General features: G+C 68.4%; 23 protein-coding genes. 7 read left to right on the top strand and 16 right to left on the bottom strand.

Annotated features, from left to right (window positions below; translation table 11 throughout):
- Positions 1 to 12: 12 nt before the first annotated feature.
- From arlJ to AC4NMM_RS01630, 10 genes are all read right to left on the bottom strand, one after another.
- Positions 13 to 1,749, bottom strand: a complete 1,737-nt coding sequence (gene arlJ, locus AC4NMM_RS01675; RefSeq protein WP_096394447.1) for an archaellar assembly protein ArlJ/FlaJ — start codon at positions 1,747 to 1,749, stop codon at positions 13 to 15.
- Positions 1,750 to 1,808: 59 nt separating this feature from the next.
- Positions 1,809 to 3,482, bottom strand: coding sequence for an archaellum flagellar ATPase motor FlaI (gene flaI, locus AC4NMM_RS01670; protein ID WP_096394446.1), 1,674 nt, complete (start codon positions 3,480 to 3,482; stop codon positions 1,809 to 1,811).
- 92 nt (positions 3,483 to 3,574) lie between these two features.
- Positions 3,575 to 4,324, bottom strand: a complete 750-nt coding sequence (gene arlH, locus AC4NMM_RS01665; RefSeq protein ID WP_017343764.1) for an archaellum protein ArlH — start codon at positions 4,322 to 4,324, stop codon at positions 3,575 to 3,577.
- Between the two features lies 1 nt (position 4,325).
- Entirely contained in the window at positions 4,326 to 4,823 is a 498-nt protein-coding gene (gene arlG / locus AC4NMM_RS01660) for an archaellum stator protein ArlG (protein WP_096394445.1), read from the bottom strand.
- Positions 4,824 to 5,297: an archaellum stator protein ArlF gene (arlF, locus tag AC4NMM_RS01655; RefSeq protein WP_491923370.1), complete on the bottom strand. Its 474-nt coding sequence runs from the start codon at positions 5,295 to 5,297 to the stop codon at positions 4,824 to 4,826.
- Positions 5,287 to 7,203 (bottom strand): FlaD/FlaE family flagellar protein, encoded by a 1,917-nt coding sequence (locus tag AC4NMM_RS01650; protein WP_491923369.1) that lies wholly within the window; start codon positions 7,201 to 7,203, stop codon positions 5,287 to 5,289. Before AC4NMM_RS01650 ends, arlF begins: the two co-directional genes overlap by 11 nt.
- 151 nt (positions 7,204 to 7,354) lie before the next feature.
- A complete protein-coding gene (locus AC4NMM_RS01645; RefSeq protein ID WP_096394442.1) occupies positions 7,355 to 7,942 on the bottom strand; it encodes a chemotaxis protein CheD in 588 nt (195 codons plus the stop codon).
- Positions 7,939 to 9,129, bottom strand: a complete 1,191-nt coding sequence (locus tag AC4NMM_RS01640) for a chemotaxis protein CheC (protein ID WP_096394441.1) — start codon at positions 9,127 to 9,129, stop codon at positions 7,939 to 7,941. The genes AC4NMM_RS01645 and AC4NMM_RS01640 overlap by 4 nt, the downstream gene beginning before the upstream one ends.
- Complete coding sequence (gene cheY, locus AC4NMM_RS01635) at positions 9,129 to 9,485, bottom strand: chemotaxis protein CheY (RefSeq protein WP_004597560.1); 357 nt, start codon at positions 9,483 to 9,485, stop codon at positions 9,129 to 9,131. The genes AC4NMM_RS01640 and cheY overlap by 1 nt, the downstream gene beginning before the upstream one ends.
- A 125-nt stretch (positions 9,486 to 9,610) precedes the next feature.
- On the bottom strand, positions 9,611 to 11,974 hold the full coding sequence (locus AC4NMM_RS01630) for a BGTF surface domain-containing protein (protein WP_491923368.1): 2,364 nt from the start codon (positions 11,972 to 11,974) through the stop codon (positions 9,611 to 9,613).
- 208 nt (positions 11,975 to 12,182) lie between these two features.
- Here AC4NMM_RS01630 and AC4NMM_RS01625 point away from each other — a divergent pair, with 208 nt between their 5' ends.
- Positions 12,183 to 12,635 (top strand): zinc ribbon domain-containing protein, encoded by a 453-nt coding sequence (locus AC4NMM_RS01625; RefSeq protein WP_491923367.1) that lies wholly within the window; start codon positions 12,183 to 12,185, stop codon positions 12,633 to 12,635.
- Positions 12,636 to 12,654: 19 nt separating this feature from the next.
- Here the strand turns inward: AC4NMM_RS01625 and AC4NMM_RS01620 are convergent, their stop codons facing one another.
- The 4 genes from AC4NMM_RS01620 to AC4NMM_RS01605 all read right to left on the bottom strand — a co-directional run bounded on the left by AC4NMM_RS01620 (position 12,655) and on the right by AC4NMM_RS01605 (position 15,432).
- Positions 12,655 to 13,425, bottom strand: coding sequence for a DUF7500 family protein (locus AC4NMM_RS01620; RefSeq protein ID WP_491923366.1), 771 nt, complete (start codon positions 13,423 to 13,425; stop codon positions 12,655 to 12,657).
- 82 nt (positions 13,426 to 13,507) lie between these two features.
- Positions 13,508 to 14,125, bottom strand: coding sequence for a flagellin (locus AC4NMM_RS01615; protein ID WP_491923365.1), 618 nt, complete (start codon positions 14,123 to 14,125; stop codon positions 13,508 to 13,510).
- Positions 14,126 to 14,127: 2 nt separating this feature from the next.
- Positions 14,128 to 14,730, bottom strand: coding sequence for a flagellin (locus AC4NMM_RS01610; protein WP_491923364.1), 603 nt, complete (start codon positions 14,728 to 14,730; stop codon positions 14,128 to 14,130).
- Positions 14,731 to 15,093: 363 nt separating this feature from the next.
- A complete protein-coding gene (locus tag AC4NMM_RS01605; RefSeq protein ID WP_096394436.1) occupies positions 15,094 to 15,432 on the bottom strand; it encodes a hypothetical protein in 339 nt (112 codons plus the stop codon).
- Positions 15,433 to 15,617: 185 nt separating this feature from the next.
- Between AC4NMM_RS01605 and AC4NMM_RS01600 the strand changes: the two genes are divergently transcribed.
- Complete coding sequence (locus AC4NMM_RS01600) at positions 15,618 to 15,956, top strand: helix-turn-helix domain-containing protein (RefSeq protein WP_017343751.1); 339 nt, start codon at positions 15,618 to 15,620, stop codon at positions 15,954 to 15,956.
- A gap of 27 nt (positions 15,957 to 15,983) precedes the next feature.
- Here AC4NMM_RS01600 and AC4NMM_RS01595 read toward each other — a convergent pair whose 3' ends face one another.
- On the bottom strand, positions 15,984 to 16,715 hold the full coding sequence (locus AC4NMM_RS01595; protein ID WP_491923363.1) for an RAD55 family ATPase: 732 nt from the start codon (positions 16,713 to 16,715) through the stop codon (positions 15,984 to 15,986).
- Between the two features lie 144 nt (positions 16,716 to 16,859).
- On the opposite strand from AC4NMM_RS01595, the gene AC4NMM_RS01590 reads away from it, so the two are divergent.
- Complete coding sequence (locus AC4NMM_RS01590) at positions 16,860 to 17,423, top strand: HalX domain-containing protein (RefSeq protein WP_096394434.1); 564 nt, start codon at positions 16,860 to 16,862, stop codon at positions 17,421 to 17,423.
- Positions 17,424 to 17,579: 156 nt separating this feature from the next.
- On the top strand, positions 17,580 to 19,100 hold the full coding sequence (locus AC4NMM_RS01585; RefSeq protein WP_491923362.1) for a molybdopterin-dependent oxidoreductase: 1,521 nt from the start codon (positions 17,580 to 17,582) through the stop codon (positions 19,098 to 19,100).
- Between the two features lie 52 nt (positions 19,101 to 19,152).
- Here AC4NMM_RS01585 and recJ read toward each other — a convergent pair whose 3' ends face one another.
- Positions 19,153 to 20,571 carry a RecJ family nuclease gene (gene recJ, locus AC4NMM_RS01580; protein WP_096394433.1) on the bottom strand — a complete coding sequence of 473 codons (1,419 nt, stop codon included), beginning with the start codon at positions 20,569 to 20,571 and terminating at the stop codon, positions 19,153 to 19,155.
- Between the two features lie 199 nt (positions 20,572 to 20,770).
- Between recJ and AC4NMM_RS01575 the strand changes: the two genes are divergently transcribed.
- From AC4NMM_RS01575 to AC4NMM_RS01565, 3 genes are all read left to right on the top strand, one after another.
- Positions 20,771 to 22,102, top strand: a complete 1,332-nt coding sequence (locus AC4NMM_RS01575) for an O-acetylhomoserine aminocarboxypropyltransferase/cysteine synthase family protein (protein ID WP_096394432.1) — start codon at positions 20,771 to 20,773, stop codon at positions 22,100 to 22,102.
- A gap of 4 nt (positions 22,103 to 22,106) precedes the next feature.
- Positions 22,107 to 23,405, top strand: coding sequence for a homoserine O-acetyltransferase MetX (metX, locus tag AC4NMM_RS01570; protein WP_096394431.1), 1,299 nt, complete (start codon positions 22,107 to 22,109; stop codon positions 23,403 to 23,405).
- Between the two features lie 261 nt (positions 23,406 to 23,666).
- Positions 23,667 to 24,890: a hypothetical protein gene (locus tag AC4NMM_RS01565; protein WP_157745947.1), complete on the top strand. Its 1,224-nt coding sequence runs from the start codon at positions 23,667 to 23,669 to the stop codon at positions 24,888 to 24,890.
- The last annotated feature ends 277 nt before the right edge of the window (positions 24,891 to 25,167 follow it).

Here is a 25,167-nt window from a genome sequence, read left to right as displayed (position 1 = left end):
CGGGACGACTCCTCAGATCGACAGGATGGCGTTGACGAGCGTCCGCGTCGCGATGGCGGTGCCCGCGCCGAGCCACGTCAGGAGGACGAAGTGGATGTAGCCGTTCGCGGGGTTGCCGCCGTCGATCCGGCGGATCATCTGCGAGGAGAGCGCCGCGTTGAACAGCACGACCGTCAGGAGGAGGTACTCGATGAGCGGGATGTCGTACGCGCCGGGGTAGACGATCTGGCCGATGTCCATCTGGTCGAGCCCGAAGTCGGAGGTGAGGTCGGCTAAGATCGCGACGATCTCCAGCCCGATGAAGAAGGCGAACGTCGCGGCCGCCGTGATCCCGTACAGCAGCCCGATGAACGTCATCGCCGCCTGGCGGCGCTGCTCGCGGAGCTGGTTGACGGCGTTCATGTTCTTCGAGATCAGCTCGCCGAGCATCTTCGGGTCCCCGCCCATCCGCCGGCCGACCAGGTACATCTCGGAGAACTTCTGGATGAGGTACGAGCGCGTGTCGCGCGTGAACGCTCGCCACGCGCCCTCGGTGCTGATCCGCATGTTGAGGCGGCGGTAGAGCCGCTCGATGGCCTCGGAGAGCTCGCCGAAGTTCTTGTCGCGCAGCGTCGTCAGCACGTCCGTGGTCGTCGACTGCTTCGCGCTCTCGGTCGCGCCCAGCGCGCGCACGAACGACGGGAACTCGCCGTCGCGGGCCGTGATCGCCTGCTCCTCGTTCCGGAGGACCACCCCGGTGATGATGAGCGGCGAGATGGGGACCGAGAGGTACAGCGGCAGCCGCACGTCGTCGAGGAAGAAGAGGAGGCCGGGGAGGCCGGGACCGTAGCCGAACATCCCGGCGGCCGTGATCCCGATGAGGACGAAGGAGAGCCCGCCGCCGCCGATCAGAGAGCCCCACAGCTTCAGGTCGCCGGGCGCGCGCTCGTCCGGGTGGTACCAGATCGGGTCGTACGGCGACGTCGCGCGGATCATCGCGTAGAAGCCGAGCTGAACGAAGACGAAGAGGACGATGACGGCCGCGACCGTCGCGGTCGGGTCGTTGCCCGTGAGGATCGGGAGGACGACGGCGAACACCAGCGCGAACGTCATCGAGAGGATCATCGACATGTACAGGTCCTTCATCACCTCCAGGTTCGAGAGCGCGGACTCGTAGCGGGTCTCGTACTGCGCGAGCATGACGTCCTGCTCGGAGACGAGGAACTCCTCTAACGACTGCCCCGCCCCCATCGTGTAGCCGAGGCGGTCGAAGAAGTCGGCCATCGCGTCGGAGGGGACCTCCTGCGCGCGGCGGCGACACGCGTCGTCGAGGCTCTGGTTCCACGTGTCGACGAGGTGGACGACGCGGCCGATCTCCTCGGCGGCGACGCCGTACTCCTCCTCTTGCGCCAGCGTCCGGAACACCTCCATCCGGTCGATGTTCGTCGTCGACAGCACCGTCATGTGGGTCATCACGAGGTGCAGCTGGTTGTCGATCTTCGTCTCCAGGCTGGAGAGGTAGATCTTCGGGTAGATGACGGCCGCGAACAGCACGAGCCCGCCGAACATCGGGATCGGGACCCGGGCGGCGAAGGGGAGCGGAAGCGCGACCAGGCCGACGACGCTCCCGAGGAACACGAACACGGCCGGCAGCAACACGAGGCCGACGTACTTCCCCTTGGAGATGTCGAGCTGCTCGTACGACTCCATCACCTCGGAGGTCAGCTTGGCGGCCGTCGCGAGCCCGTCGCCCATCCGTTTCACGGCCATCGGTCAGCTCACCTCCGTCGTCGGCTCGCCGGCCGCCGTCAGTGCGCCCTTCATCGTCGCTACCTCGTGTTCCGGTGCATGTCGAAGGGGAGCCCCTCGACGCCGTCGCGCTGGAAGGAGTTGATCGCGTCGTTCACCTCGTGGTAGCCGAGGATTCCCTCCTGGATCATCCGCTCGATCAGCTCCGCGCGGAAGTCGAGGTCGTCGTAGATGTCGCGGGTGTCGGCGTACCCCAGCAGGGTCGCGATCTGCTCTTCGAGCACGTAGGAGTTGTTCATCCCCTGGAAGACGATCTCGTCTTCGACGGGGTCCCAGCTGAACACCTCGCGGGTGACGACCCCCTCCATCTCCTTGGAGTACCCCTCGATCTCCTGGACGCTCGTCACGCGGCGCAGCACCTGGTCGCCCTGCTTCACGCGGTTCTGGAACAGCGCCACGTCGGCGTTGTCCATGAACGTCTCCGGGACGTTGATCGGCTCGGAGGTGAACCGCTGGATCATCGAGACGATGTCGGACGCGTGGAACGTCAGCATCACGGGGTGGCCGGTCTGGGCGGCCTGGAACGCCATGCGACCCTCGGCGCCGCGGACCTCGCCCACGATGATGTAGTCGGGACGCGACCGCAGCGCGGCGGCGACGAGGTCGAACATGTCCACGTCGGAGGAGCCCTCGCCGCCCCCCTCCCGGGTCAACAGCTGCTGCCAGGTGCTGTGCGGCGGGATGACCTCCGCGGTGTCCTCCGCGGTGTAGATCTTCGAGTCGTCCGGGATGTACGAGAGGATGGCGTTCAGCGTCGTCGTCTTCCCGGACGCCGTCTCCCCGACCACGAACACCGTCTGCTCGTTCTCCAGGCAGAGCCAGAGGTACGCCGCCAGCTCCGGCGAGAGCGTCCCCCAGTTGGTGATCTGGTTGATCGACAGGGGGACCTCCTCGCCCTGCCGGATCGTGAGCGAGGAGCCCTTCAGCGACACGTCGTCGGAGTAGATGATGTTGATACGCGACCCGTCCGGCAGCGTGGAGTCGACGATGGGGTCGGAGTCGGAGAGCGGGTCCCCGATCCGCTCGCCCATGTTGCGCAGCCAGTTGTCGAACTCCTTCGGGGTGCCGAAGTCGACGGTCGTCTCCAGCATGCCGAACGTACCGTGGTCGACGTGGCACTCCTTGGGGCCGATGACGTGGATGTCCTCGTTTGCCGGGTCGCGCATCACCGGTTCGAGCGGTCCGAGCCCGACGATGTCGCGGTTGAGCCGGTAGCGGATGTTCTCGTAGGTCTCCTCGGTGACCGACAGCTTCCCGAAGTTCTTCAGCTTCGAGAGCCCGCGGCGCCAGCCGGTGGAACTGTCGTCGACGTGCGTGACCTCCTCTAACAGCTCCTCGATGAGGTCGTCGTACTCGGCCTCGTTCTCCGGCGCGGTGTGCTGGCCGCTCACGGTGAGCAGCCGGTTTTTCACCTCGTTGAGGATCTCCGCCTGCGGGCCGGACACCTCCGGCTCGATGGCGTAGTACTTCGTGTCCTGCCCGAGGTCGCCGTAGATGTGGCTGTAAATGGGGCCGCCGACCGGGTAGATGACGTTCGGCCGGTCGGACTCGTACTCGTCTTTCGGCTCCTCGATGAACTGCGGGAACTCCCCCGTGATCTGTTTGAACTCGCGGAGGTGCTCCCGGAGGTGCGGCCGCCGCATGGCCGCCTTCCGGAGCTCTTCGGACGGTTTTGCGGTGCCGTGTTCGGTCATCTCCTACACCCGGTCGTCGTGGCGGGCCTACGCCCGGTCGCGGTGGTCGCGGTCCGCGCGCGCGGACCGGCTGTGCGTCGGCGGGTCATGTGTTAGGCGACGCTGCGGCTCTCGATGACGATTCCGGTTCCGGAACGGACCGAGAACCCGATCGTGTCGCCGACCTGCTCGCCCATGCCCGCGAACCGCTTCACGTTGATCTGCCGGCGGATGTCGTTGCCGACTTCGATCATCTCGAGCTGGAGGAACACGTCCGCGATCGACCGGAAGGGGCCGATGGCGTCGTCGTCGACGGCCGAGGGGTCGACGGTGAGCACGACCACCTTCCCCTGCGAGATGATCTCGCGGAAGAAGGAGATGATCTCCAGGGCGGCCTGTCGCTCCTCGTTCTTCCGCACCAAGGCCTCGAAGGTGGGGTCGTTCCGGAAGATGGCGTCGAACGTGTCGAGGAAGACGACGTCGGAGTTCCACATCGCCTCGGCCTCCATCAGCCGCTTGAGCAGCTCCTTGCGCTCGCCGTCGCCGTCGGAGAAGGCGCCGCCGGAGTCGAAGTCGGCGTGGAGGAAGAGCAGCTCCTCCTGGAGGAGCGGCTTCACCATGTCGTACTCCAGCGAGTGCATCTGGTCGATGAACCCGCGGACGGTGAGCTCCGTCGACATCATCGTGACGGAGGCGCCCTCCTGGACGAGGCCGTAGGCGAACCGCTGGGAGATTGCGCTCTTGCCCGCGCCGTAGTCGCCCTCCATGAGGACGATGCTGCCGCGGGGGATACCGCCGCCCAGCTCCTTGTTGAGCCGGTCGCGGTCGCCGAGGCCGAGGGAGAGGAGGTTGTCGTGGGGCATCTCAGTTACCCCCCTCCACGCGGAACTGGAACAGCTCCTCGTCGCCGTTGACGGTGATGAACACCCGGTGGTCGCCGTCGACGAGCCCGTCGCTCGACCCGTCGATCGCGTTGACGTTTATCGTGAGCCGTAACACGTCGCCGCGGCTCCACGCGTTCGCGCCGTCGGCGGAGACCAGCTCCCCGGAGAGCGCGTCCGGTCGGACGTACGCGCCGTTGAAGACGACGTCGAGGTCGGAGCCGTCGGGCGCCAACCGATACGTCCCGGTGTTCTTTATCAACAGCGTGACGTTCTGGTCGCCGCTCGCGTTGTACACCCCCGCGCTGGGGTCCGAGATGATCGTCACGTCGGTCCGGAGCTGTTCGGTCGCGTCGAGGCCGGCGTCCTCGACGGCGGCGCTCACCCGGTCGACCCCGGTCGTGATGGTGCCGACGACGCCGGCGGCGATCACCAGGCTCGCGATGAACAGGATGAGGTGGGAGACGGGGACGCTTGCCATCTACGCGCCCACCTCCGTCACGGTCGCGGCGTCGCGGACGCCGGACTCGACGACGAGGACGACCCGCGTGCCGTCATCGATCGTCGTCTCCGTCTCGCCCTGTGTGACCCGCACGGTGAGGGTCTCGTCGCCGAGCCAGAGCGCGGTGTCGCCGTCGCCGTCGACGGTCGTGGACACGTTCGCCCCGCCCACGTCGACGTACTCGTTACCGACGACGAGCGTCGCGTCGCCCGCGACGAGGCCGATCGCCCCCTCGTTGGTGGCGTTGACGGTGAGGGTCTCGGTGTCGGTGTCGTAGGTCGCGTTCGTCACCGCGAAGTCGGTGTTCTGCCGCTCCAACGCGCGCTCGTTGATGCCGTGTTGGGCGTCGGAGACGCGGTCGAGCCCGTTGGCCGCCACGGGGTAGAACGTCGTGAACGCGAAGAACAGCCCCGCGACGATGATGGCCGTGGACGCGGAGACGCTAACGCCCATCTCCCCACCCTCCGTCGGCCGGATCGGCGCGGTCGGAACGGGGATTCGGATCGTTCATCGGTCGCGCGGAACCGTTCCGGTCGCGCCGGTCGTCGCGGTGCCCGTCGCGTCGGTCCGCCTCCGCCTCGCGCGCCGCATCGTCGCGCTCCGCCGGGTCGCGGTCCGCGCCGTTCGTCCGTCGCTCGCGCTCGTCGGGCGCGTCCCGCCGGCCGGACTCGTCGTGACCGTTCCGCTTCGATGCCGACCGATCGTTGCGGTCGTTGCGACCGTTGCGCCCGGAATCGACGCGCCCGCCGCGGCGCCCGTTGACGGGCCCGCCGCCGACGAGCGAGCCGCCGGCGAGGTCGTCCCAGCGGTCCAACAGGACCGTGTGGCTGCTGGTGCCGTTGAGCTGGGTCACGTACCGGAGGCTGCGGGTGTGGTGTTCGCGGACGAGCCGGTCGGTGCCCGGCCGGTCGACGAGGTTGCGGTCGATCGTGCCGAACCCGGAGAGGAAGTCCCGGAGCCGCGCGGCGGCGTCGGGCCCGATCCACTCGATCCGCTCGTAGTAGTTGATCGCGCGCACCGCGTCGGTGACGTCGCTCTCGGAGACGAGGAACTCCAGCCACTCCATCACGAGGAGGTCGCCGACGTAGTCGCCGGGGAGCTCGGTGAGGTACGGCTTACCGCGGCCGCCGCTCCCCGAGAGGTCGTCCTCGCCGACGTACTCGAAGCCGCCGGAGGCCTCCGCGGGGTCGCCGCCGGGCCGGCGGTCGGGCGCCGGCTCCGGATCGGCGCCGCCGGTCGGCTCCGGGTCGGCCGCGCCGCCCGCCGGCTCCGGGTCCGCCGGTTCGTCGAAGTCGACGCCGGCGTCCTCGGCGCCGCCGAGGTCGTCGTCCCCGAGGCCGCCGTCGTCGTCGAACGAGTCGGTTTCGTCGCCGGGGTCGGCGAACGAGTCGTCCCCGTCCTCGAACGGGTCCTCGTCCGCGGCGTCGTCGCCCTCCTCGGCCCAGTCGGCCTCCCCGGAGTCGTACTCTTCTTTCAGTTCGCTGAAACTCTTTCCATCGTCGTTCATGTCGTCTCCGTCGTCCGCCGCTTCGGTCTCGGACGCGGCGTCGTCCGTGCTGTCGTCGTCCAGTTCGTCGAACTCGTCGTCGAGGTCGTCGAACCCGTCGTCGCCGTCGAGGTCGTCGAACCCGTCGTCGCCGTCGAGGTCGTCGAACTCGTCGCCGCCGTCGTCCTCGTCGAGGTCGTCGAACTCGTCGTCTTCCGCCTCCTCGTCGAGGAGGTCGTCGTCGAAGAACCCGTCCGCGTCGGCGTTCGCGACGTCCTCGTCGAGGTCCTCCTCCTCGCCGCCGTCGTCGTCGTCGAAGATGCCGAACGAGCCCTCGCCGCCCCCCTCGACGCTGTCGAAGCCGCCGCCGTCGTCGACGAACGGGTTGATGCCGCGGGTGACCATCTCGTAGATGTCGAGCAGGTTGCGGACGTCCTCCTCGATGTCGTCGACGGCGTTCGAGATCTCCTCGTTCTCCGAGCGGACCGTCGAGACGGTCGAGGAGAGCGACGCGACCTCGTTTTCGAGCTCGTCGAGCCGGTTCTCCAGCTCGTCGGTGGCCGCGCCGCCGCCGCCGCCACCGCCGCCGTCGTCGAACTCGTCGTCCCACTCGTCCATGCCGTCGAAGTCGTCGAAGCCGTCGCCGCCACCGCCGCCACCGCCCATGCCGCCACCCATCCCTCCGCCGCCCATGTCGCCGCCGCCCATGTCGCCGCCGAAGGGATCGTCGTCGCCGTCCATACCTCCGGAACCGTCGTCGTCGGATCCGTCGTCGTCGAGGAACCTGTCGAGGACGCTCGCACCGACGAGCCCCAGCGTGGCGACTGCCCAGGCGGCGGTTGGAGCTCCCCACACCGGTAGTTCGAGGCCCATTACCGTGTACCACCCGCAGAACCCACTTCAATTCACCCCTCAAAATATCAGCCGTGAGAAAGCACGCCGAGACACGAGTATCGTCGATTGAGTGGGGTGAGAACGGAGAAATCCGGAAGCGACCAGAAGCGAAACCAGTTCCGATCGACGGTCAGATCGCTCGTTCGAAGCCGTCCGCCGCCCGGACGACGAGCCGACCGTCCGGACCGAATCGGACCGTCCGTCCGACGGCGTCGCCGACGTCGCTGGCGACGACGGGGACGCCCGCGGCGTCGAGCACCTCGCCGACGCGCTCGACGTTCCGCGGGCCGACCGCGTCGGTGAGGTCCAGCATCTCGGCGCCGCCGGCGACGCGCGCCTCCAGCCGGCGGGGGTCGGCGCCGGCGTCGTCGAGCGCCCCGATCAGCGAGTCGATCCCGGTGTCGACGTACTTCGCGGGCCGCGAGACGGCCGTCGTGCGGCCCTCGCCCGCGGGCAACATGGCGTGGAGGAGGCCGCGGACGCCCGCCCGCTCGTCGACGAGCGCGACCGCGACGCAGGAGCCGAGCCCGCTCGTGGTCAGCAGGGCGTCGCCGTCGGTGACCGCGAGCTCGCCCACGCCGACCTTGATCCGGCCGGGGTCGTCGGCCGCCGCGCCGCCGGTGACGGCGGCGGGCTCCGCGTCGGCGACCGCGTCCCCACCGCTCTCCGTTCGGTCCGCCGGCTCGTCCGGCCGATCGTCGGAGAGCGAGCGGGTCACGGCTCCGAAAGCCGGTCGAGCGCCCGAGCCAGTTCGCGCTCGTCGGGGAGCGCGTACACGTCGCACCGCGCCTGGATCCCCTCCGTCTGGATCGCGGTGTCGATCACGAACCCGTAGTCCTGCCGCTCGCTCAGCTTCGCGACCAGCGGGCTGATCGTCGAGGCGCCGATGTCGTGGACGAACTCCGGCGGCGAGTGGGTGATCGACGTGCCGAGGACGTTCGCCCACCCGTCGATGAACCCGCTCGTCATCACGTTGCCGAGCTCGCAGAGCGCGTTCTGTGCCATGTCGCCGAGGGGCTCGTCGGGGTCCATCGGAAGCATCGCGTCGGCGACGGCCGCCGCCGAGGACTCCTCGAAGAGGATCGCGAGGTAGCCGCTGGGCTCTCCCTGAAGCTCGAACACCGTGCCCGCGTGCGGCTCGGTGCCGACCTCCGCGGGCACGTCCGCGAGCGGGACGAACCGGAGCCGGCTCACGTCGACGCTGGTCTCTAACCCGGTCATCATCGCGATGTTGTCGGCGGCGTTCGCCGACCCCTTCTTCGCCAGCGACGAGAACGTCGACAGCGACTCGTACGGCACCGCCGTGCTCGCCGTCCCGCCGTCCGCCTCGCCGCCGGCGGTCGCCGCGGGCGCCGTCTTCCCGACGATGAGGTCGCGGAACGGCCCGGAGTCGGGGAGCATGTAGATCGAGAAGTCGAGGTCCGTCGTCGTCGCGTCCAGCCGGCTCTCGAAGAGGAAGACGCCGTCGCCGGCGAGCGCGCCGTCCGGCAACACCGCCGCGCCGTCGGCCTCGAAGTACCGCGGCGGCGACATGTCGATCGCCTTTCCGAGGTAGTTCGCCCAGCCGTCGAGGAAGCCGCCGAGCGCGATGTTGCCGACCTCCGTCACCGCGCTGCGCTCCATCGACTGCCCCCCGGGGAGCAGCGAGAGCAGGGCGTCGACGTTGGCGGCGTCGAACGCGAGGACCGCCTCGCCGTCCAGCCCGCCGCGGAGGCCGACGCTCACGCCGATCGACTCCCGGCCCGCGAACGACTCCGCGAGGTCCTCGCCGCTGGCGACGCTCGCGCCCGTCACCTCGACCGCGAGGTCGGTCCCGGTGAGGTCCGAGAGCGCGCCCGCGGCCTGTTTCGCCCCCCGCTCCGCGAGGCGGTTGCAGGCGCCGAGCGCGCGGACGTCGACGCGCATTATACCGCCGAGCCGATGGCGTCGAGCACGTTCGGCTTCTGGAACGGCTTCGTGATGTACCCCTCCGCGCCCGCCTTGATAGCGGCCTTCATCTTCTCCTCCTGCCCGACGCTGGTACACATGATCACGGTCGCGTCGGGGTTCTCTTCGAGGATCTCCGTCGTCGCCTCGATCCCGTCGCGGATCGGCATCACGATGTCCATCATCACGAGGTCCGGCCCGTGCTCCTCGTACATGTTCACCGCCTCCACGCCGTTTTCCGCCTCCCCGACGATCTCGAACTCGCCTTCGAGGATCTCCCGGAGGAGGTTCCGCATGAACTCCGAGTCGTCGGCGATGAGTACCCGCGTAGCCATTGTTGTCTGAAACCGGGCGCAGCGATCACTTAATCGCTCCCCCGCGGTTCTCAGCGATGAGAACGGAGCCGGGACGTCCCCGGCGAAAAGGGGAGTGCGTCTCGAGTCAGTGGCCGAGGAGGGCCTCAGACCCAGTGGCCGAGGAGGTGGATCGCGCCGACGAGCACGGTGCCGCCGAACGCCTCGCGCGTCCCGAACGGCAGCGGAAGCATGCCGACGGAGTCAGTCTCCTGCTCGGCGGGTGCGTCGCCGTCGCTCGTCGCGCCGGGGCCCCCGTCGCCGTCGGTTTCGGTGTCGTTCGAGTCGGCGCCGGAGTCCGACCCGTTCGGGGCGGTCGAGTTCGGTTCCGAGTCGCCGTCGTCGCCGCTCCCGTCGACGTCGGTGCCGTCGTCCGCGCCGCCGTCGCCGGTGTCGGTGCCGGTTTCGGTACTCCCGTCGCCCTCGTCGTCGATCGTCGTCGTCGCCGGGTCTTGTTCGACCACGAGCGTCCCGCCGTGAGTGTCGCCGTCGAGCCGGAGGGTGAACGGGTAGGTTCCCGGGTCGAGGTCGACCGTCACGGAGCCGAACGCGTACGTTCGGGACTTGCCCGGTTCGAGCCGGACTCCCCACGACCCCACCGCGCTGCCGTTGTCGACGGTGAGGGTGAGTTCACCCTCGCCGGTGAGGCCGCCCGCGTTGCGCGCGACGACCCGGAGCGCGGAGAGGTTCCCGCCCTCGGTGACGGTGACGTTCTCGGGGGCGTCGTCGATCACCAGTTCGTCCGGGTTGTCGGCGTCGCCGACGACGATGACAGTCCGGCTGTCGCGGAGGGTGGATCCCTCGTACAGCTCGTAGTTCAGCCGCGTCCCGGGTGAAACCTCCTCGAGGTCGACAGCGATCGTGAAGTTCCCGTCCCCGATTTCGAGCGGTGACTCCGTTCGGAACGGGGCGTCGCCGGCGTCGTTCACGAACGTCGCGGTCATCTCCCGCCGCGGTAGCAGCGACGTCGTTCCCGTGAGCCGTCCGTCCTCAATCTCGACGAGGAGGTCGCCGTCGTCGGTGACGTGGTCGTACCGAAGGTACCGCTCCCGGACGGTGAACGACGCCTCGGCGCGGACCGTGCTGTCGCCGGCCGTCCAGTAGGGGAACTGCTCCGAACCGCCGTCGAAAGCCGAACTGGCGTTGAACGCGCCCGGCGGCTCACCGCCGTCGGCGAACGCGTACCGCTCGCCCTCGGTGCCCTCCAGCGCGAACTCGACGGCGAACTCGTCGCCCGGTTCGGGCTCCTCGGTGAAGTGGTCGCCGTCGCTCGTGTCGATCACGAGGTAGAAGCGGCCCGGCGCGTCCGGGGTCGCCAGTTCGGTCGCCTCCGCGAAGATGAGCGAGACGTCCTCGGCGTCGGCGCGCGAGAGGTCGAGCGTCGCGGGCGGTTCGTTCATCCCCGGGTTCGTCTGTCGGACGCGGAGCGACACGCCCGATTCCTTCTCCAAGAGGTCGGCCAACACTCGGTGGTCGACCGCCTCGGCGGCCTCGATCGGTCCCGCGTCGCGTTCCGCCGCGAAGTGCGACAGCGCCCCCCAGATGCCCGTCGACTCGAACCCGAGGACGATCCGGTTCCCCTTCGTCACGACGGACCGGTCGAGCCCGTTCTCCCGGAGCACGTCGAGCGACTCGGCGTCGACGTCCTCGCCGAGCGCGTCCCGGTCGGCGGTGGTGAACACCTCGACCTCCTCGCGGAACTTCGGCTTCTCCAAGAGGAGGTCGGCCTGATCCGCGCTCGCGGTCGGCGTCACCACGCCTGAGTCCTCCACGACGAACGTCCCGTTGGTGATCGCGAGCCGGTACCGCTGCGGGACGAGCGGACGAGCGAGCCCCCCTGCGCCGGTCGCGCTCGGGAGCGCGCTGAGGTTCTCGGCGACCGGGTCTCCGTTCTCGTCGACGAAGTTCAGGTCACACGACGTGTCTTCGAGACCACAGCTCTCGACGTTGCTCGCGTCGGTGCCGAGCGTCCGGGTGTTGATCGTGATGTCGCTCGTGCCAGAGACCTTGACCACGTCGACGAAGCCGACCGGCTCCCCCGTGTCGGTGAGCCGGTTCCCGCCGATCAGCAGGTACGTCGGGCCGTCCGGGTTTTCGGCGGTGAAGCTGACCTCGATCGGGTCGCCCGCGACGCCGGTGTACGTCGGTCGAGAGAACCCACCGTCGATCTCCGGACGGTCCGCCGGACCGGTCGGCCCGGGAGCCTCGACCGCGACGGGCGCCGTCGGTCCAGCCTCGACGGCCGGCGCGGACGACCCGGGCGCGAGGCCCGCCGCGGCCGGAGCGGTCGCGACGACGCCGGCGAGCGCGACGAGGACGACGAGGGCGATCACGCTCGTCTGAAACGCCGATGGGCCGATCTCGTCGGGTCGGAACCGCCGGTCGGGTCCGGAGTCGACCGTCCGGTCGCAGTCGGTCACCGTCGAGTCCGTCGAGCGCGTGTCGGTCGCGTGATCGTGGTCCATCGTCATGAGGGCTGGTCAACGAGTGCGGGCCGGACGACGGCCCGCGCTTGGTTGGCGACGACTCGGCGAGTCACCGACTAAAGCGTACTCACCCGATTATCAGGGATTGTAACGCGATCAGGTGCGGCGGAGCGGAAAACACGGGAATCGCCCGACGTGAGCGGACTCCTCGGTCCGAAGAATTAAGCCCGGGCGGCGCCCGATCCACGCCAAGATGCCATCGTGTCCCCGCTGTGACGCTCCGGTCGACGACGACGCGCGGTACTGCGCGCAGTGCGGCGCCCCGCAGACGGAGGACGCGGCCGAGGAGCTCGACGAGTACGTTCAGCGACAGGCGGAACAGGTCGCGGGGGGCGGCGGTGGCGGATCCGACGGCGGCGGCTCGGGCGGGAATGACGCGTTCCCGTCGAAGGAGGACCTGACCGACCGCGAGCAGCTCTGGCGCCGGGGGTCGTACGTCCTCGGGTACGGGACGGTCGTCGTCGCGCTCACGCGGGTCCCGGCGCCGGAGTCGTGGCCGCTGATCCTCGGCGGGATCGCGATTCTCCCGCCGATCCGGCGGCTCACCGCGGAGCCGCTCGGGAGCCCGCTGAAACGCGAGGTGATGGCGGGAATCTACGCGGTGTTCGCGCTGATCGGGATCGCGCTGTTCGTGTTGTTGGGGTAACGGGTCTCTCCTCCGGTAGTCACTCAATCCTGAACCCGCCTTCCTCTTCGGCGGCGCGCACCAGGTCGCCGATGCTGTCGCTCGCGGAGAGGCCCTGACTCGCCGCGAACCGCTTGATCACCACCGGCGGCAGGTCGACGGTGGTCTCGGAGGCCGCGAGCAGCAGGCCGATCGCCTCCGGCGTCGGCGAACTCGGACCGGCGTTCGATGCGAACCAGGTGATCAGCGTGTCGAACGTCGCCGTCACGTCGTTCGACACCATCCGCTGGCGGGTGGTGTCGCCGTTCGCGTGGAGCGTCGCGTCGATCCCGTAGTCGAACCCGTCGCCGTCGAAGGAGTTCGCCAGCCACCGGCTCACCGACTGGCAGTCGACCGCGTTGCCGCCCGCCGCGGCCCGGTTGCGACGCCCTCCCTGCGCGTTCGGCGGCGGTTGGCCACCGCCGGTCGGTTGCCCCGCGGACTGCTGTCCCCCGCCGGGCTGTGCGTCGGGTTGACCGCCGCCGGGCTGTCCGCCGCCACCCTGCTGTCCGCGCTCGCCGACGCCGGGCCCGGCCGCGCTCGACCGCGGGTCGTCGCCCGCGGGGCGCCGCTCCTCCGGGCTCGCCGGGTCCGCGGCGGTGAACCCGGAGTCGTCGTCGGGCGGCGCGCGGCGCTGGCCCCGCGAGCGGCCGACGTTGGGGCGGCCGTTCGTCCCGACGACGTAGCGGCCCTCCCCGATCTCGACGACGTCCTCGTCGTCGGTGAAGTCGAGCTCCTCCGGGTCGGCCGGGACGGCGTCGTCGTCGCTCATGGGTCGTGGTAGCGCACGCCGAAAAATAGGTGTTGCGGGCGGCCGAGCCGCCGCAAGCTGTCGAACTTCGGTTCGAAACTCGTTAGAGCCGGACCGCTTCGCCGTCCTCCTCGTAGAGGTCGGGCGAATCGAGCGAGACGGAGGTCGTCGCCGACGACGGCGAGACGATCTCGAGCGACGAGGTCTGTCCCTCGCCGAAGGGCTCATCCGCACCGAACGGACTCGCGTCGGGGTTCAGGATGATCGTCAGCTGGGAGTCCCCGTCGAGGACCGCGTTATCCGAGGAAACGAAGCCGTCATCGTCCCTGACCGCGAACTGAGTGTTATTGAGGTCGTCGACGCCGCTGGGATTCGCGAACACGAGATTCTCCTGTCCGTTCGGCCCGACTGCCTCGATAGTGGTTTCACTCAGATCGATCTGGTCGGAACCGGCGGCGCCAGCCACGCTGACGCGGATCTCCTCAAGCGTTCCGTTGGATGCGTTACCGACGATTCCAACCTCGCTCGTCACGTCGATCCGCTCGGAGACGAGGTCCGTACTCTCCTGTCCGGTCGCTTCCGCTTGTGACTGGAGGAACCCGGCCGTGTTGATCAGGACGCCGGCGGCGATCGCCGCCACCAGCACCATCGCGATGAACACGATGAGGGTCCCGATACCAACCTGACCGCGGTCGTCGTTGTCAGTGATGAACTCGAACATTGTTACAGCCTCACCGAATCCTGTTCGTCGGTTAGCGTCGTCGGGACGCGCAGTTCAGCCGTAGTCGTCGCTCCCGACGGCGTCGTGAACGTGACACTCAGGCTGTCGCCGCCCTCGAGCACCTTACCGTCGTCTTCGTTGTAATTCGTTGCGTTGAGGTTGATGCCGATGTCCGCACGGTCACTACTGGAGGTCAGCACGACATCGTCGCTAGAGCCGGTGAAGATGTTGATAGTCGACTCGGGTCCACCGAGCTCGAAGGACTCCTGTCCACCGGTACCGACCAGTTCGACAGTCGTCTCATTGAGGTCAATGTTGCCCGCACCTGGCGACTGCGCCACGGTGAGGTTCAGTTCATCGATAACTCGGTAGTTACCGGTAGCGTTGTCAGTCACGTTCCCGGACTGACTCACGATCTGGAGTCGGTCGGAGACCTGACTTGTACTCTCTTCGCCCGTTGCTTCCGCCTGCGTCTGGAGGAATCCGGCCGTGTTGATCAGGACGCCGGCGGCGATCGCCGCCACCAGCACCATCGCGATGAACACGATGAGGGTCCCGATCCCCACTTGACCGCGTTGTTCCTCGTCCGTGATTGCTTCGAACATTGGTTGTGTTGCGTCGGCCCCCGGCCTGCCCGGCGGGCGTTATCGATGACGATGAGGAATTCCTACTTAAGATCACGTCCCCGGTTATCCATGTTGATAAACAACTCATGTCGTGCGGTTTTCGTATTTATTTTGGTCAGATAATTACAGAACTAATTAACGAAATCCGCGGAGCGTTCTCAGCGTTGGATCTGGGAATGCCGCGTCCAGCGCCGACGCTCACCGACAAAATTGCGGACGGAAACCGAACAGCGCGATCGACGTTAGCAGAAAGACCGAACCAGATAATCGGCGACCGTCGCCGGAGAAGTTACAGCACGCGTCGTGCTTGTGTTCCGGCTCTACGCGTCTCCGCTTTTCACTTTACCGATCGCGCAGGCGCGAGAGTTCCGATTCGGGGATCACGAACTCCTGCGTCCCCGGCTCGTAGACCGCGAGGCTCCCCGCGACGAGCGCCATCGACGCCGCGAGCAACCCGGTGTTGACCAAGAGTAGCGCCTCCGCGTTGCCGAACCCCGTCCGGAAGGCGGCCGCGGGCGTTCCGACCGCCGCGACGACGACGAGCCCGAAGCCGACCGCTAAGTACGCCATCGCCGTGCGGCCGGACGAGCGGTACGCCGCGACCGCGAACGCGACGAGCGTCGCGCTCGCGCCGGCCAGCACGGTGGTCGTCATCAGGTACAACCCCTCGATTATCTCCATACCGAACCTGCTCGAACGCCGGTAATAAACCCACGGTGGCGGGTATCAGCGGCGATAACACGATTCCGCGGAGCGGAGCGCCGAACCGGTCACGGTCCCCTCCCGCACGTCGAATAGAGACATTCGGCAATCGGGGCGACCACCGGTACCATTATAAACCAAAGAAATCAATCTCGATAACGTGAATGGTGGGGGACGATCTGATCACCGTACTCGGTAACAAATACAACACGGACATCCTGACGGCGACGGGCGAGGCGAAGTCGGCGCAGGACCTCAGCGACCAGCTGGACGTCCCGATCGCGACGTGTTACCGACGGATCAACGAGCTGGAGGAGGCGGACCTCCTGGAGCTACACGACCGGCCGCTCTCGGACGAACACCGGCGCGTGAAGGTGTACCGCCGGAAGGTCGACGGGGTCGAGGTCGACTTCCGCGACGGGCTCACCGTCGAGGTGGAGGAGCGGTCGGCGGTGAAGAACCGGCTCGACGACGTCTGGCGCGACCTCTCCTCGCGGGAGTAACGAGGTAATCGGCGGGCTCTGCGGCCGTCAGAACGACGGCTGGTTGTCGGAGCCGCCCATCATCGAGAAGCCGCCCGCGCGCTCGTGGACCGTGATCCCGCCCTGCCCGATCTCCATCGGGAAGATGTCGGTGTCGATGTCCTGTTTCCGCATCTTCGCCACCCAGACGTAGCGGTTGACGCCGGAGTCGGTCGGCGTCTGGATGAAGTAGATGTTCCCGTCCGTGAGGAAGTTCTCTAAGCCGACCTCGGTGTCGGGGAAGACGGCGCCCTGCTCGTTGATGAGCAGGGAGGTGAGCCCGTTGGCCTTGAGGATGTCCGAGAACTTCAGCAGGTACGTGCGCTTCTCCTGTTCGGCGTCGAAGAAGAGCTGGAACATCGACAGCGAGTCGAGGACGAGCCGGTCGAACCCGCCGTCCTCGACGGTGTCGAGCAGGCGGTCGACCGCGGTCGAGAAGTCGGTCTCCCGCAGCATCTCGCGTTTGTCGAGGATCACGATGTCGCCGTCGTCGACCATCTCGTCGAACCCCTCGAAGCCGACGGACTCGGCCGCGCCGCGGATGTCGGCCTCGTCCTCCTCGAAGGAGACGTAGACGCCGCGCTCGTCGTGTTCTGAGACGCCGTGATGGAGGTACTGGATCCCGAAGATGCTCTTGCCGGTGCCCGGGTTCCCGGAGACGAGGACCGTCGACCGCTCGGTGATGCCGCCGGTGAGAATGGAGTCGAGCCCCTCGACCCCGGTGGAGACGAGTTCTGACATTCGTCTCCCCATTGGCGGCCGGAGTATATAAAAGACGGTTCAGGGCATCGGGCGAACGGACGGCGACAGTTTTATTTCTCGACACGCCGCCCGTTCGTGTATGCCCGGTGAAGCGTGTCCGGTCGCTCCCGGCGGTGATCGGCGGTGAGCGACCCGTCGATACTCGTCGTGGAGGACGAGCCAGACATCGCGGCGCTGTACGCCGGCTTCTTAGAGGAGCGGTACGCGGTCGACGTCGCCGAGACCGCGGCCGAGGCGATCGACCGGGTCGACGCCGCCGTCGACGTGGTGCTCCTCGACCGCCGACTCCCCGACGGGAGCGGCGACGACGTCTTAGACCACATCCGCGGGGAAGGGTACGACTGCCGCGTGGCGATGGTCACCGCGGTCGAGCCCGACTTCGACATCATCGACATGGGGTTCGATCTGTACCTCACCAAGCCGGTGAGCCGCACGAAGCTGCTCGCGGCCATCGACACGCTCCTGACGCGCAGCGAGTACGACGACCTCGTCCAGGAGGCCGCCGCGCTCGCCAGCAAGCGCGCCGTGTTGAGCTCGCAGAAACCGGCCGCGCAGCGCGAGGGGAACGACGCGTACGCCGACCTCGTCGATCGGCTGGAGGAGCTGGACGCCGACATCGACGACCTCGGCGAGTCGCTGTCGACCGACGACTACCGCGCGATGTTCCGCGACCTCGGCGAGGCCTGACGCGACGCCGACCGTCTCGCCCACTCCCTCGGCGCGTTTCGTCGAAGCCTTCCCTTTCTTACAGGCGACCCGTTCGACGTCTCGTCACCGGCGATGACGCTGGAGCACCCGCCGGTCGGGGACGCAGTTCAAGTGACTGAGCCCCCAACGAGAGTCGTGATCAACGTTACCGAACGGCGGGAACCGCTCCTCGCCGCGGCGGCCGGCGCTGCCGCGGTCGCCGGCTCGTACCTCGTCGTGGGGTGGACGCCCTCGTTCGTCGTCAGACCGATCGACCAGACCGTCGTCAACCTGACCCCCGGACCGATCGTGACGCTCGTGATCGAGGCGCTCGGCGACGCCGGCCACCTGATCCACGTCGCGCTGGCGGTCGCGGTCGCCGTCGGACTGTTCGGGGCGGTCGCGTTCGCGGGCCTTCGGCTCGCCGCGCGCACGGACCGACGAGCGGTCGGCGCCGCGGTCGCGGGAGGGGGATCCTGGCTGCTCGCCGCCGGCCTGACGGGCGTCTCGACGGGCGCGCTGGGCGCTGCGCTCCCCGCGGCGGCCGTCGTCGGGATCGGGTGGCTGCCGTCGTCCGCGACCCCGTCCGGAGGCGACGCCGGCGCAGTGAGGGACGCACCGGCCGTCGTCGACGCGGTACGCCGCCGGACCCTCGGCGTCGTCGCCGGAGCGCTCGGGTTCGTCGCCGCGACCGCGGTGGGTCGGCGGACGCTCGCGTCGGACGACGAGCCACTCTCCGACGCTCCGCGGTCGGAGGGCGCGACCGCGCGGCTCCAAGCTCTCGACTCGGCGTCGCTGGCGTTCGAGAGCGACGACCTCTGGGGGATGGTGACGCCGATCGGCGAGTTCTACAACGTCGACATCGCGGAGTTCGACCCGGAGGTCACCGCCGAGGAGTGGTCGCTGACGTTCACCGGCGAGACCGGCTCCGAGCGGACGGTCGACTTCGACGAGCTGATCGACCGGCCCGTCGAGAACCGCGCGGTGACGCTTCGGTGCGTCGGCGAGGACCTGAACGGCCGCCGCATCGGCAACGCGGTCTGGACGGGGACGCCGATCCAGCCGCTGCTGGAGTCCGTTGACCCGGAGGGCGACTGTAACTGCGCCATGCTGCGCGGCGAGGACGGCTACTACGTGCAGTTCCCGGTCGACGTCCTCGCGGAGGGGTTCCTCGCGTGGGGGATGAACGGCAAGGAGCTCCCGACCAGCCACGGCCACCCGGTCCGGGTGCTGATCCCGGGCCACTGGGGGGAGACGAACGTGAAGTGGCTCTCGGAGATCGAGCTCCTGAATGTCGAGGACGACGGCTACTGGGAGGAGCGCGGCTGGGAGGGGACCGGCGAGGTGACCACCGTGGCCAAGCTCTGGGACGAGGGGATCACGGAGCTCGGCGACGGGCGGATCGAACTGGCCGGCCACGCGTACGCGGGGACCCCCGGGGTCGAGCGCGTCGAGGTGTCGACCGACGGCGGCGACTCGTGGACCGACGCCGAGCTCTCCGATCCGCTGCCCGACGCGGACGTCTGGCGGCAGTGGCGCCACGTCTTCGAGCCCGACGGGCGACACGAGGTCGTCGTCCGCGCAGTCGACGGCGAGGGGACGCGCCAGACCAGTGAGGCGTCCGGCCCGGTCCCGAGCGGCGCGTCGGGGTGGGTGCGTCGGACGGTCGGAGAGTGAGCGGTCAGCGAGTGAGCGGTCAGCGAGTGAGCGGTCAGCGCGTTGACCGCGTTCACGAGAGCTGATCGCCGACGATCCGGTCCGCCTCGGCCAGGAACGCGTCGCGCTCGTCGATCGGGATGGTCGCGCCCGCGGCCACGTCGTGACCGCCACCGTCGCCGCCGACGGTCTGGCTCGCCTCGCGCATCACCGCGGAGAGGTCGAGCCCCCGCCGGACGAGCGCGTGCGAGCCGCGAGAGGATACCTTCAGCTCCTCCGCGCTCTCCTCGGCGAAGGCGATCACCGGCTTCGAGCGGTCGACCGCCGGGGAGCCGACCGCCATCCCGGCGACGATGCCGACGATCGTCTCGCGGATGCGCGACCCCGCGTCGAACCACTGGAGGTTGTCCTCGTGGGTGACGCCCTCGTTTTTGACCCACTGGAGCCCCTCGGAGAGGTTCCGCCGGTGGGTGCGGAGCAGCCGGCGCGCCTCCGCGAGCGCGTCGCCGCGATCGCCGAGACACACCGCGAGTCCGACGTCGCCGCGCTCGTAGCGCGCGGTCGCGTTGAGCAGCGTGGAGAACTCGCTGACGTCCCGGAGCTCGGTGCCGGGCTCCTCGTCGACGAGCGTGTAGGAGGTGCCGACGAGCGCCTCGATCCGCTCGGACGGGACGCCGGAGGCGACCGCCCGGCGCATCAGTGCGGAGGCGAGCCGCTGTCGCTCCTCGCCGTCGAGGTCGACCCAGCGCCGCCACTCCCCGTCGCGTTTCACGTCGACGTCGAGGTCGGTGAGGAAGGAGATGGCCCCCGCCTCGTCGTTCGAGATCCCCGGGATCTTCACGTCGGAGGCGTACTCCAACAGCTTCGGGAGCGGCCGGGTCTGTCTGCCGTACAGGTCGAGATCGGTCCGGGCCTCGAGGACGCCCGCGTCGACGCCGTCGGCGACGATCGACTCGTTGGCGCCGACGAGTTCGCCGTCGGAGTCCTGCATGTCGCCGACCGCGCCGACGACCGCGAGCGCGGCGAGGTCTCGGTTGTCGCCGTCGGGCCCCTCCAGCGCGCGGGCGAGGAGGTAGCTCGCGCCGGCGCCGGAGAGCTCGCTCGCGCCGTCGATCCCCTCCAGCAGGGGGTTGAGGTGGTAGCGCGTGTCGCGGTCGGCGGGCTGGTGGTGGTCGGCGATCACGGGGACGAAGTCGCCGCGCTCCTCGTGGTCGGCGATGACGTCGAGCTGGCCGGAGCCGAAGTCGGTGAACAGCACCACGTCGAACTCGCGGGCGGCGATGCCGGCGATCGAGTCGGCGTCCAGCTGCTTCTCGAAGACGACCTCGTGGTCGATCTCGGCCCGGGCGAGCGCGGTGGACGCGATCGCGGCGCTCGTGATCCCGTCGGCGTCGATGTGCGACGCGAGCAGCACCCGGCCGGCCTCGCGCAGGCGGTCGGCGCAGTCGGTCGCGCGGTCGTCGAGGTCGGGGACTGGAGCGGCGACTGCCATTACCACCGGTTGGCGCCCGATCGGGCATAAACGCACGCTTCGGTGCGGCGGGCGCGGACCGGCGCGGCGGGGGCAATCCAGCATCGCGCTCGCCCCCGCGACGCCGTCGGCACCGGGTCGCCCGCGTCGCCTCCGCCGAAGGGGCATCAATTGCCGTAACTGACAGTTATAGAAGTGCGTAGACGTATGAGCAACAAACATGACACGTGGGTTCAACACCCGGAGTCTCCACGCCGGCGCCGAGCCCGATTCGGCCACCGGCGCCCGCGCCACGCCGATCCACCAGACCACGTCGTACGTCTTCGACGACGCGGACACGGCGGCGGAGATGTACGCGCTCCGGGCGGAGGGCCACATCTACTCCCGGCTCTCGAACCCGACGGTGAACGTCTTGGAAGACCGGATCGCCGACCTCTCCGGCGGGTCGGACGCGGTCGCGACCGGCTCCGGCATGGCCGCGTTCGACGCGATCGCGACCGTCCTCGCGAGCGCGGGCGACAACATTGTCGCCAGCTCGGAGATGTACGGCGGGACCGCGGCGTACCTCACCAGCATCGCGGACCGGCGCGGGATCGAGTCGCGGCTCGTCGACACGCTCGACTACGAGGCGTACGCGGACGCGGTCGACGACGACACCGCGTTCGTCCACGTCGAGACGATCGCGAACCCCTCGCTCGTCACGCCCGACTTCGAGCGGCTCGCCGAGATCGCCCACGAGAACGCGGTCCCCCTCGTCGTCGACAACACCTTCGCGACGCCGTACTGCTGTCGCCCGTTCGAGCACGGCGCGGACATCGTCTGGGAGTCGACGACGAAGTGGATCACCGGCAACGGCACGACCGTCGGCGGGGTCGTCGTCGACGGCGGGCAGTTCCCGTGGGACCACCCCGACGCCGACTACGACGAGCTCGACGGGGAGTCGCCCGCGTACCCGATCGACTTCGTCGAGCAGTTCGGCGACGCGGCGTTCGCCAACGTCGCCCGCCAGCGCGGCGTGCGCCCGACGGGCGGCCAGCAGTCGCCCTTCGACGCGTGGCAGACGATCCAGGGGCTCAACACGCTCCCACTGCGGATGGAGCGCCACTGCGAGAACGCGCGGGAAGTGGCCGAGTTCCTCCGCGGGGACGACCGCGTCGACTGGGTGAGCTACCCCGGCTTCGAGGACCACGAGAGCCACGACAACGCCGCCGAGTACCTCGACGGCTTCGGCGGGATGGTCACCTTCGGCGTCGACGGCGGGTACGAGGCCGCCAAGACGTTCTGCGAGTCGGTCGACCTGACGAGCTTCCTCGCGAACATCGGCGACGCGAAGACGCTCGTCATCCACCCGGCCTCCACGACGCACGCGCAGATGGACGAGGAGCAGCAGCGGCTGGCGGGGGTCTACCCGGAGATGCTCCGGCTCTCGGTGGGGATCGAGGACCCGGAGGACGTGATCGCCGACCTCGACGCGGGGCTGACCGCGGGCGAGCGCGCCGCGAGCGAGGGAGAGGGAATAGGGGGGGCCGCGACCGGCGAGGAGGGGGAGTGAACCGATGAGCGCCGTCCCGACCGACCACGGGGTCGCCGAGCTCGGCGAGTTCACCTTCGAGTGCGGGCAGTCGGTCCCCGACTTCGAGGTCGCCTACGAGACCCACGGCGAGTTCGACGGCGACAACGTCGTGTTAATCTGCCACGCGCTCACCGGGAGTCAGAACGTCGCGCGCTCGCCCGAGCCGGAGCGCGACGCCGAGACGACCGGCGCCGGACAGGCCGGGCAGGCCCGCGCCTGGTGGGACGACGTGGTCGGCCCGGGGAAGGCGATCGACACGACGGAGTACTACGTCGTCTGCGCGAACGTCCCCGGCTCCTGTTACGGGACGACCGGCCCGGCCAGCGAGCGGCCGCCGGACCTCGACCTCCGCGAGGAGCCCGACCACGACCGCTGGGGGACCGCCTTCCCGCCGGTCCAGGTCGAGGACTGGGCGCGGGCGCAGCGCCGCCTGCTCGACCACCTCGGCGTGGGGCGGCTCCGCGCGGTCGTCGGCGGGAGCGTCGGCGGGATGAACGCCTTAGAGTGGGCGAAGCGGTACCCGGACGACGTCGACCGCGTGGTCGCCATCGCGACCGCCGGGCGCCTCGACGCGCAGTGCCTCGCGCTGGACGCGGTCGCGCGCCGGGCGATCCGCGCGGACGCCGACTGGAATGAGGGGCACTACTACGGCGACGACCGGCCGGACCCGACCGAGGGGCTCGCCATCGCCCGCCAGATCGGGCACATCATGTACCTCTCGAAGGCGTCGATGGAGCGGAAGTTCGGGCGCCGCTCGGCCGGCCGCGACTCGCTCACCCGCGAGGACGGCGACCTCGGGCTGCCCCCGGAGCCGACGGCCGGCTTCTTCCCGTACCGCGAGGTCGAGTCGTACCTCGACTACCAGGCGGAGGGGTTCGGCGACCGCTTCGACGCGAACAGCTACCTCTACCTCACGCGCGCGATGGACGAGTACGACCTCGCCGCGGGCCACGGGACCGACGCCGACGCGCTCGCCGCCTTCGAGGGCGAGACGCTCCTGCTGAGCTTCACCGCCGACTGGCACTTCACCGTCGAGCAGTCCGCCTCCCTCGCCGACGCCTTCCGCGAGACCGCGGTTCCGGTCGCGCACCACGTGATCGACTCCGACCACGGCCACGACGCGTTCCTCGTCGAGCCGGAACACGTCGGCCCGCCGGTCCGCGACTTCCTCGCCGAGGGCGTCGACGGCCGCGCGGTCTCCGACGAGGGCGGCGACGACGGCGACGACCCGCGGCCCGACTCCGACCACGCGCCCGTCCACGCGAGTCTGTTCCGGGGATAAGCGGACTCCGTTGAAACCCGCAACTGCTGACAGTGTGGAGAGGCCGTGCCGAATAGAGCGCGAACTCGGTGGACCAGCCGTTAAATCGACCGAGCAGCGGGAGCCGTACCCCGGAAGTCATTCCAGTGTGATAGATAACCGTTGAGATGACAAACTCGGCCGCAAGGGACTAATCCGAGCGATTACTACTCCTCAACCGAGCCACGCTGTCCGCGAGCAGGAGGATACCGCACGGTAGTAAGTACAATTGAGCTACAACTGATGGAACGGACACGTCGAAAGTACCTTCATCTCATTGCTGCCGGAGCTACCGCGGGCATATCGGGCTGTAGTAACAGCGCAAACACCGCGACGTCCGCTGGCCCCCCGCGGACCTCACTATCGGTATCGCGTGATACCGACGACCAGAGCACAGCCTGTTTCGAGATCAGTTTTGAAATCCCCCAGGGCGTCTCCGGTGTCACCGTCGATCTCCGGTCTGATGTCGTCGATTCCACCGATGGATTTGAACGCCGGAATAACAAGAATAGATACAGTTGGGATACCGAAACGTCTCGACCGTCTCTCTCCGTTATCGTAGATGTCGACGCGATCGACTACACGACCTACGAGAACACCTTCGCTGCCACCGCCTCGTGGGTGTTCGGCCCGACGCCTCGGATCCGATTGTGGTGGGAGACGGCGGGCGATTGGACGTCCGTCCGGCCCTTGATCGATTCGAGCGACGCCCGCGTCGCCATTTCACAAGCATCGCCCGGGGTGGTCGGAGGCGGGTTCTTTTACCTTGGTCCGCACCAGTCCTATACGACAGATACCGGCGGCCAGGTACTCCGTCTCGTCGTCCCGGATCAAGCCTCGCTTAGTACCCCTCCGTCAACGCTGCTGAATGCGATCGCGAACGCGTCTCAGTACATGGTCGACTCCCCCCACGAGTCGGTCTTGGTCTTTTCGCCGCCGGATCCCGTCCGGAGTGGTGGCCTCGCACACCCGGAAGCGGGCGAGTTCTGGGTGTATGACGGGTCTCGGTTAGCGGTTCCTGAACCGGTTTGGTTCCACGAGTACGCACATCTCTGTCAACAGTATCGGACGACGACGGAGATGCGGTGGGCGATTGAGGGCTTCGCTGATTGCTACGCGACGCTGGTGGCATATAGTGAGGACCTGATATCAGAGGAGACGACGTATGATCACTTCACGGAGTCAGAACACAAGTCAGCGGTGCTGTCGGAGCCGTCGAGCTGGTCCTCGGACCACGTTCCGTTCTCGAAGGGGGAATCCGTGCTTTACGTTTTGGATCGGAAGATCCGGGAGCAGACCGGGAAAGATAGCTGGTTAGGGGATGTCTCGTATCGGATGAACCGGCTCGACGAGCCGGTCTCGTACCGTTCGTTTAGATCGATTGTCGTCGATATCGCGGGTTCCGAAGTCGGCTACTGGGTCGACGAACACGTGACCACGTCTGCCTGGCCGGATTCCCTTGAATAATATCAACGCCAACGGTGAGTGTGGGAGTAGTCGTTTTGACCGGGATATTCGGCAGTGGTGCCGAGTATAGTCCCTGTATTGAGCAACCGGTACCAGTCAGTTGCTGAGGATTTCAGCGGCGCCAAACGGCCCCGACAGCGCGCGGGTAGACGGGGACCTTCGGTCTCTCTGATAGCCGGCGCTACACGATCGGCGATCGCACGCGAGAGAGACCGTGGCCACTTAAAAAACGGCCGCGGCGACCGGGCAGGCGTGAGGTGCTGTGCGAGGAGAGATC

The organism is Halorubrum sp. SD41 (assembly GCF_058630335.1).
Note: the sequence above shows the minus strand (reverse complement) of the source record. Positions and strands in the feature narration are given on the sequence as shown.

Coding starts and splice junctions, on each gene's coding strand:
- AC4NMM_RS01595 (WP_491923363.1), bottom strand. CDS start 16,715: ATGTCAGAACTCGTCTCCACCGGGGTCGAGGGGCTCGACTCCATTCTC.
- AC4NMM_RS01620 (WP_491923366.1), bottom strand. CDS start 13,425: ATGAGCGACGACGACGCCGTCCCGGCCGACCCGGAGGAGCTCGACTTC.
- arlG (WP_096394445.1), bottom strand. CDS start 4,823: ATGGCAAGCGTCCCCGTCTCCCACCTCATCCTGTTCATCGCGAGCCTG.
- AC4NMM_RS01650 (WP_491923369.1), bottom strand. CDS start 7,203: ATGGGCCTCGAACTACCGGTGTGGGGAGCTCCAACCGCCGCCTGGGCA.
- flaI (WP_096394446.1), bottom strand. CDS start 3,482: ATGACCGAACACGGCACCGCAAAACCGTCCGAAGAGCTCCGGAAGGCG.
- AC4NMM_RS01630 (WP_491923368.1), bottom strand. CDS start 11,974: ATGACGATGGACCACGATCACGCGACCGACACGCGCTCGACGGACTCG.
- AC4NMM_RS01575 (WP_096394432.1), top strand. CDS start 20,771: ATGACACGTGGGTTCAACACCCGGAGTCTCCACGCCGGCGCCGAGCCC.
- metX (WP_096394431.1), top strand. CDS start 22,107: ATGAGCGCCGTCCCGACCGACCACGGGGTCGCCGAGCTCGGCGAGTTC.
- arlJ (WP_096394447.1), bottom strand. CDS start 1,749: ATGGCCGTGAAACGGATGGGCGACGGGCTCGCGACGGCCGCCAAGCTG.
- AC4NMM_RS01625 (WP_491923367.1), top strand. CDS start 12,183: ATGCCATCGTGTCCCCGCTGTGACGCTCCGGTCGACGACGACGCGCGG.
- recJ (WP_096394433.1), bottom strand. CDS start 20,571: ATGGCAGTCGCCGCTCCAGTCCCCGACCTCGACGACCGCGCGACCGAC.
- arlF (WP_491923370.1), bottom strand. CDS start 5,297: ATGGGCGTTAGCGTCTCCGCGTCCACGGCCATCATCGTCGCGGGGCTG.
- cheY (WP_004597560.1), bottom strand. CDS start 9,485: ATGGCTACGCGGGTACTCATCGCCGACGACTCGGAGTTCATGCGGAAC.
- AC4NMM_RS01610 (WP_491923364.1), bottom strand. CDS start 14,730: ATGTTCGAAGCAATCACGGACGAGGAACAACGCGGTCAAGTGGGGATC.
- AC4NMM_RS01565 (WP_157745947.1), top strand. CDS start 23,667: ATGGAACGGACACGTCGAAAGTACCTTCATCTCATTGCTGCCGGAGCT.
- AC4NMM_RS01615 (WP_491923365.1), bottom strand. CDS start 14,125: ATGTTCGAGTTCATCACTGACAACGACGACCGCGGTCAGGTTGGTATC.
- AC4NMM_RS01600 (WP_017343751.1), top strand. CDS start 15,618: ATGGTGGGGGACGATCTGATCACCGTACTCGGTAACAAATACAACACG.
- AC4NMM_RS01605 (WP_096394436.1), bottom strand. CDS start 15,432: ATGGAGATAATCGAGGGGTTGTACCTGATGACGACCACCGTGCTGGCC.
- arlH (WP_017343764.1), bottom strand. CDS start 4,324: ATGCCCCACGACAACCTCCTCTCCCTCGGCCTCGGCGACCGCGACCGG.
- AC4NMM_RS01640 (WP_096394441.1), bottom strand. CDS start 9,129: ATGCGCGTCGACGTCCGCGCGCTCGGCGCCTGCAACCGCCTCGCGGAG.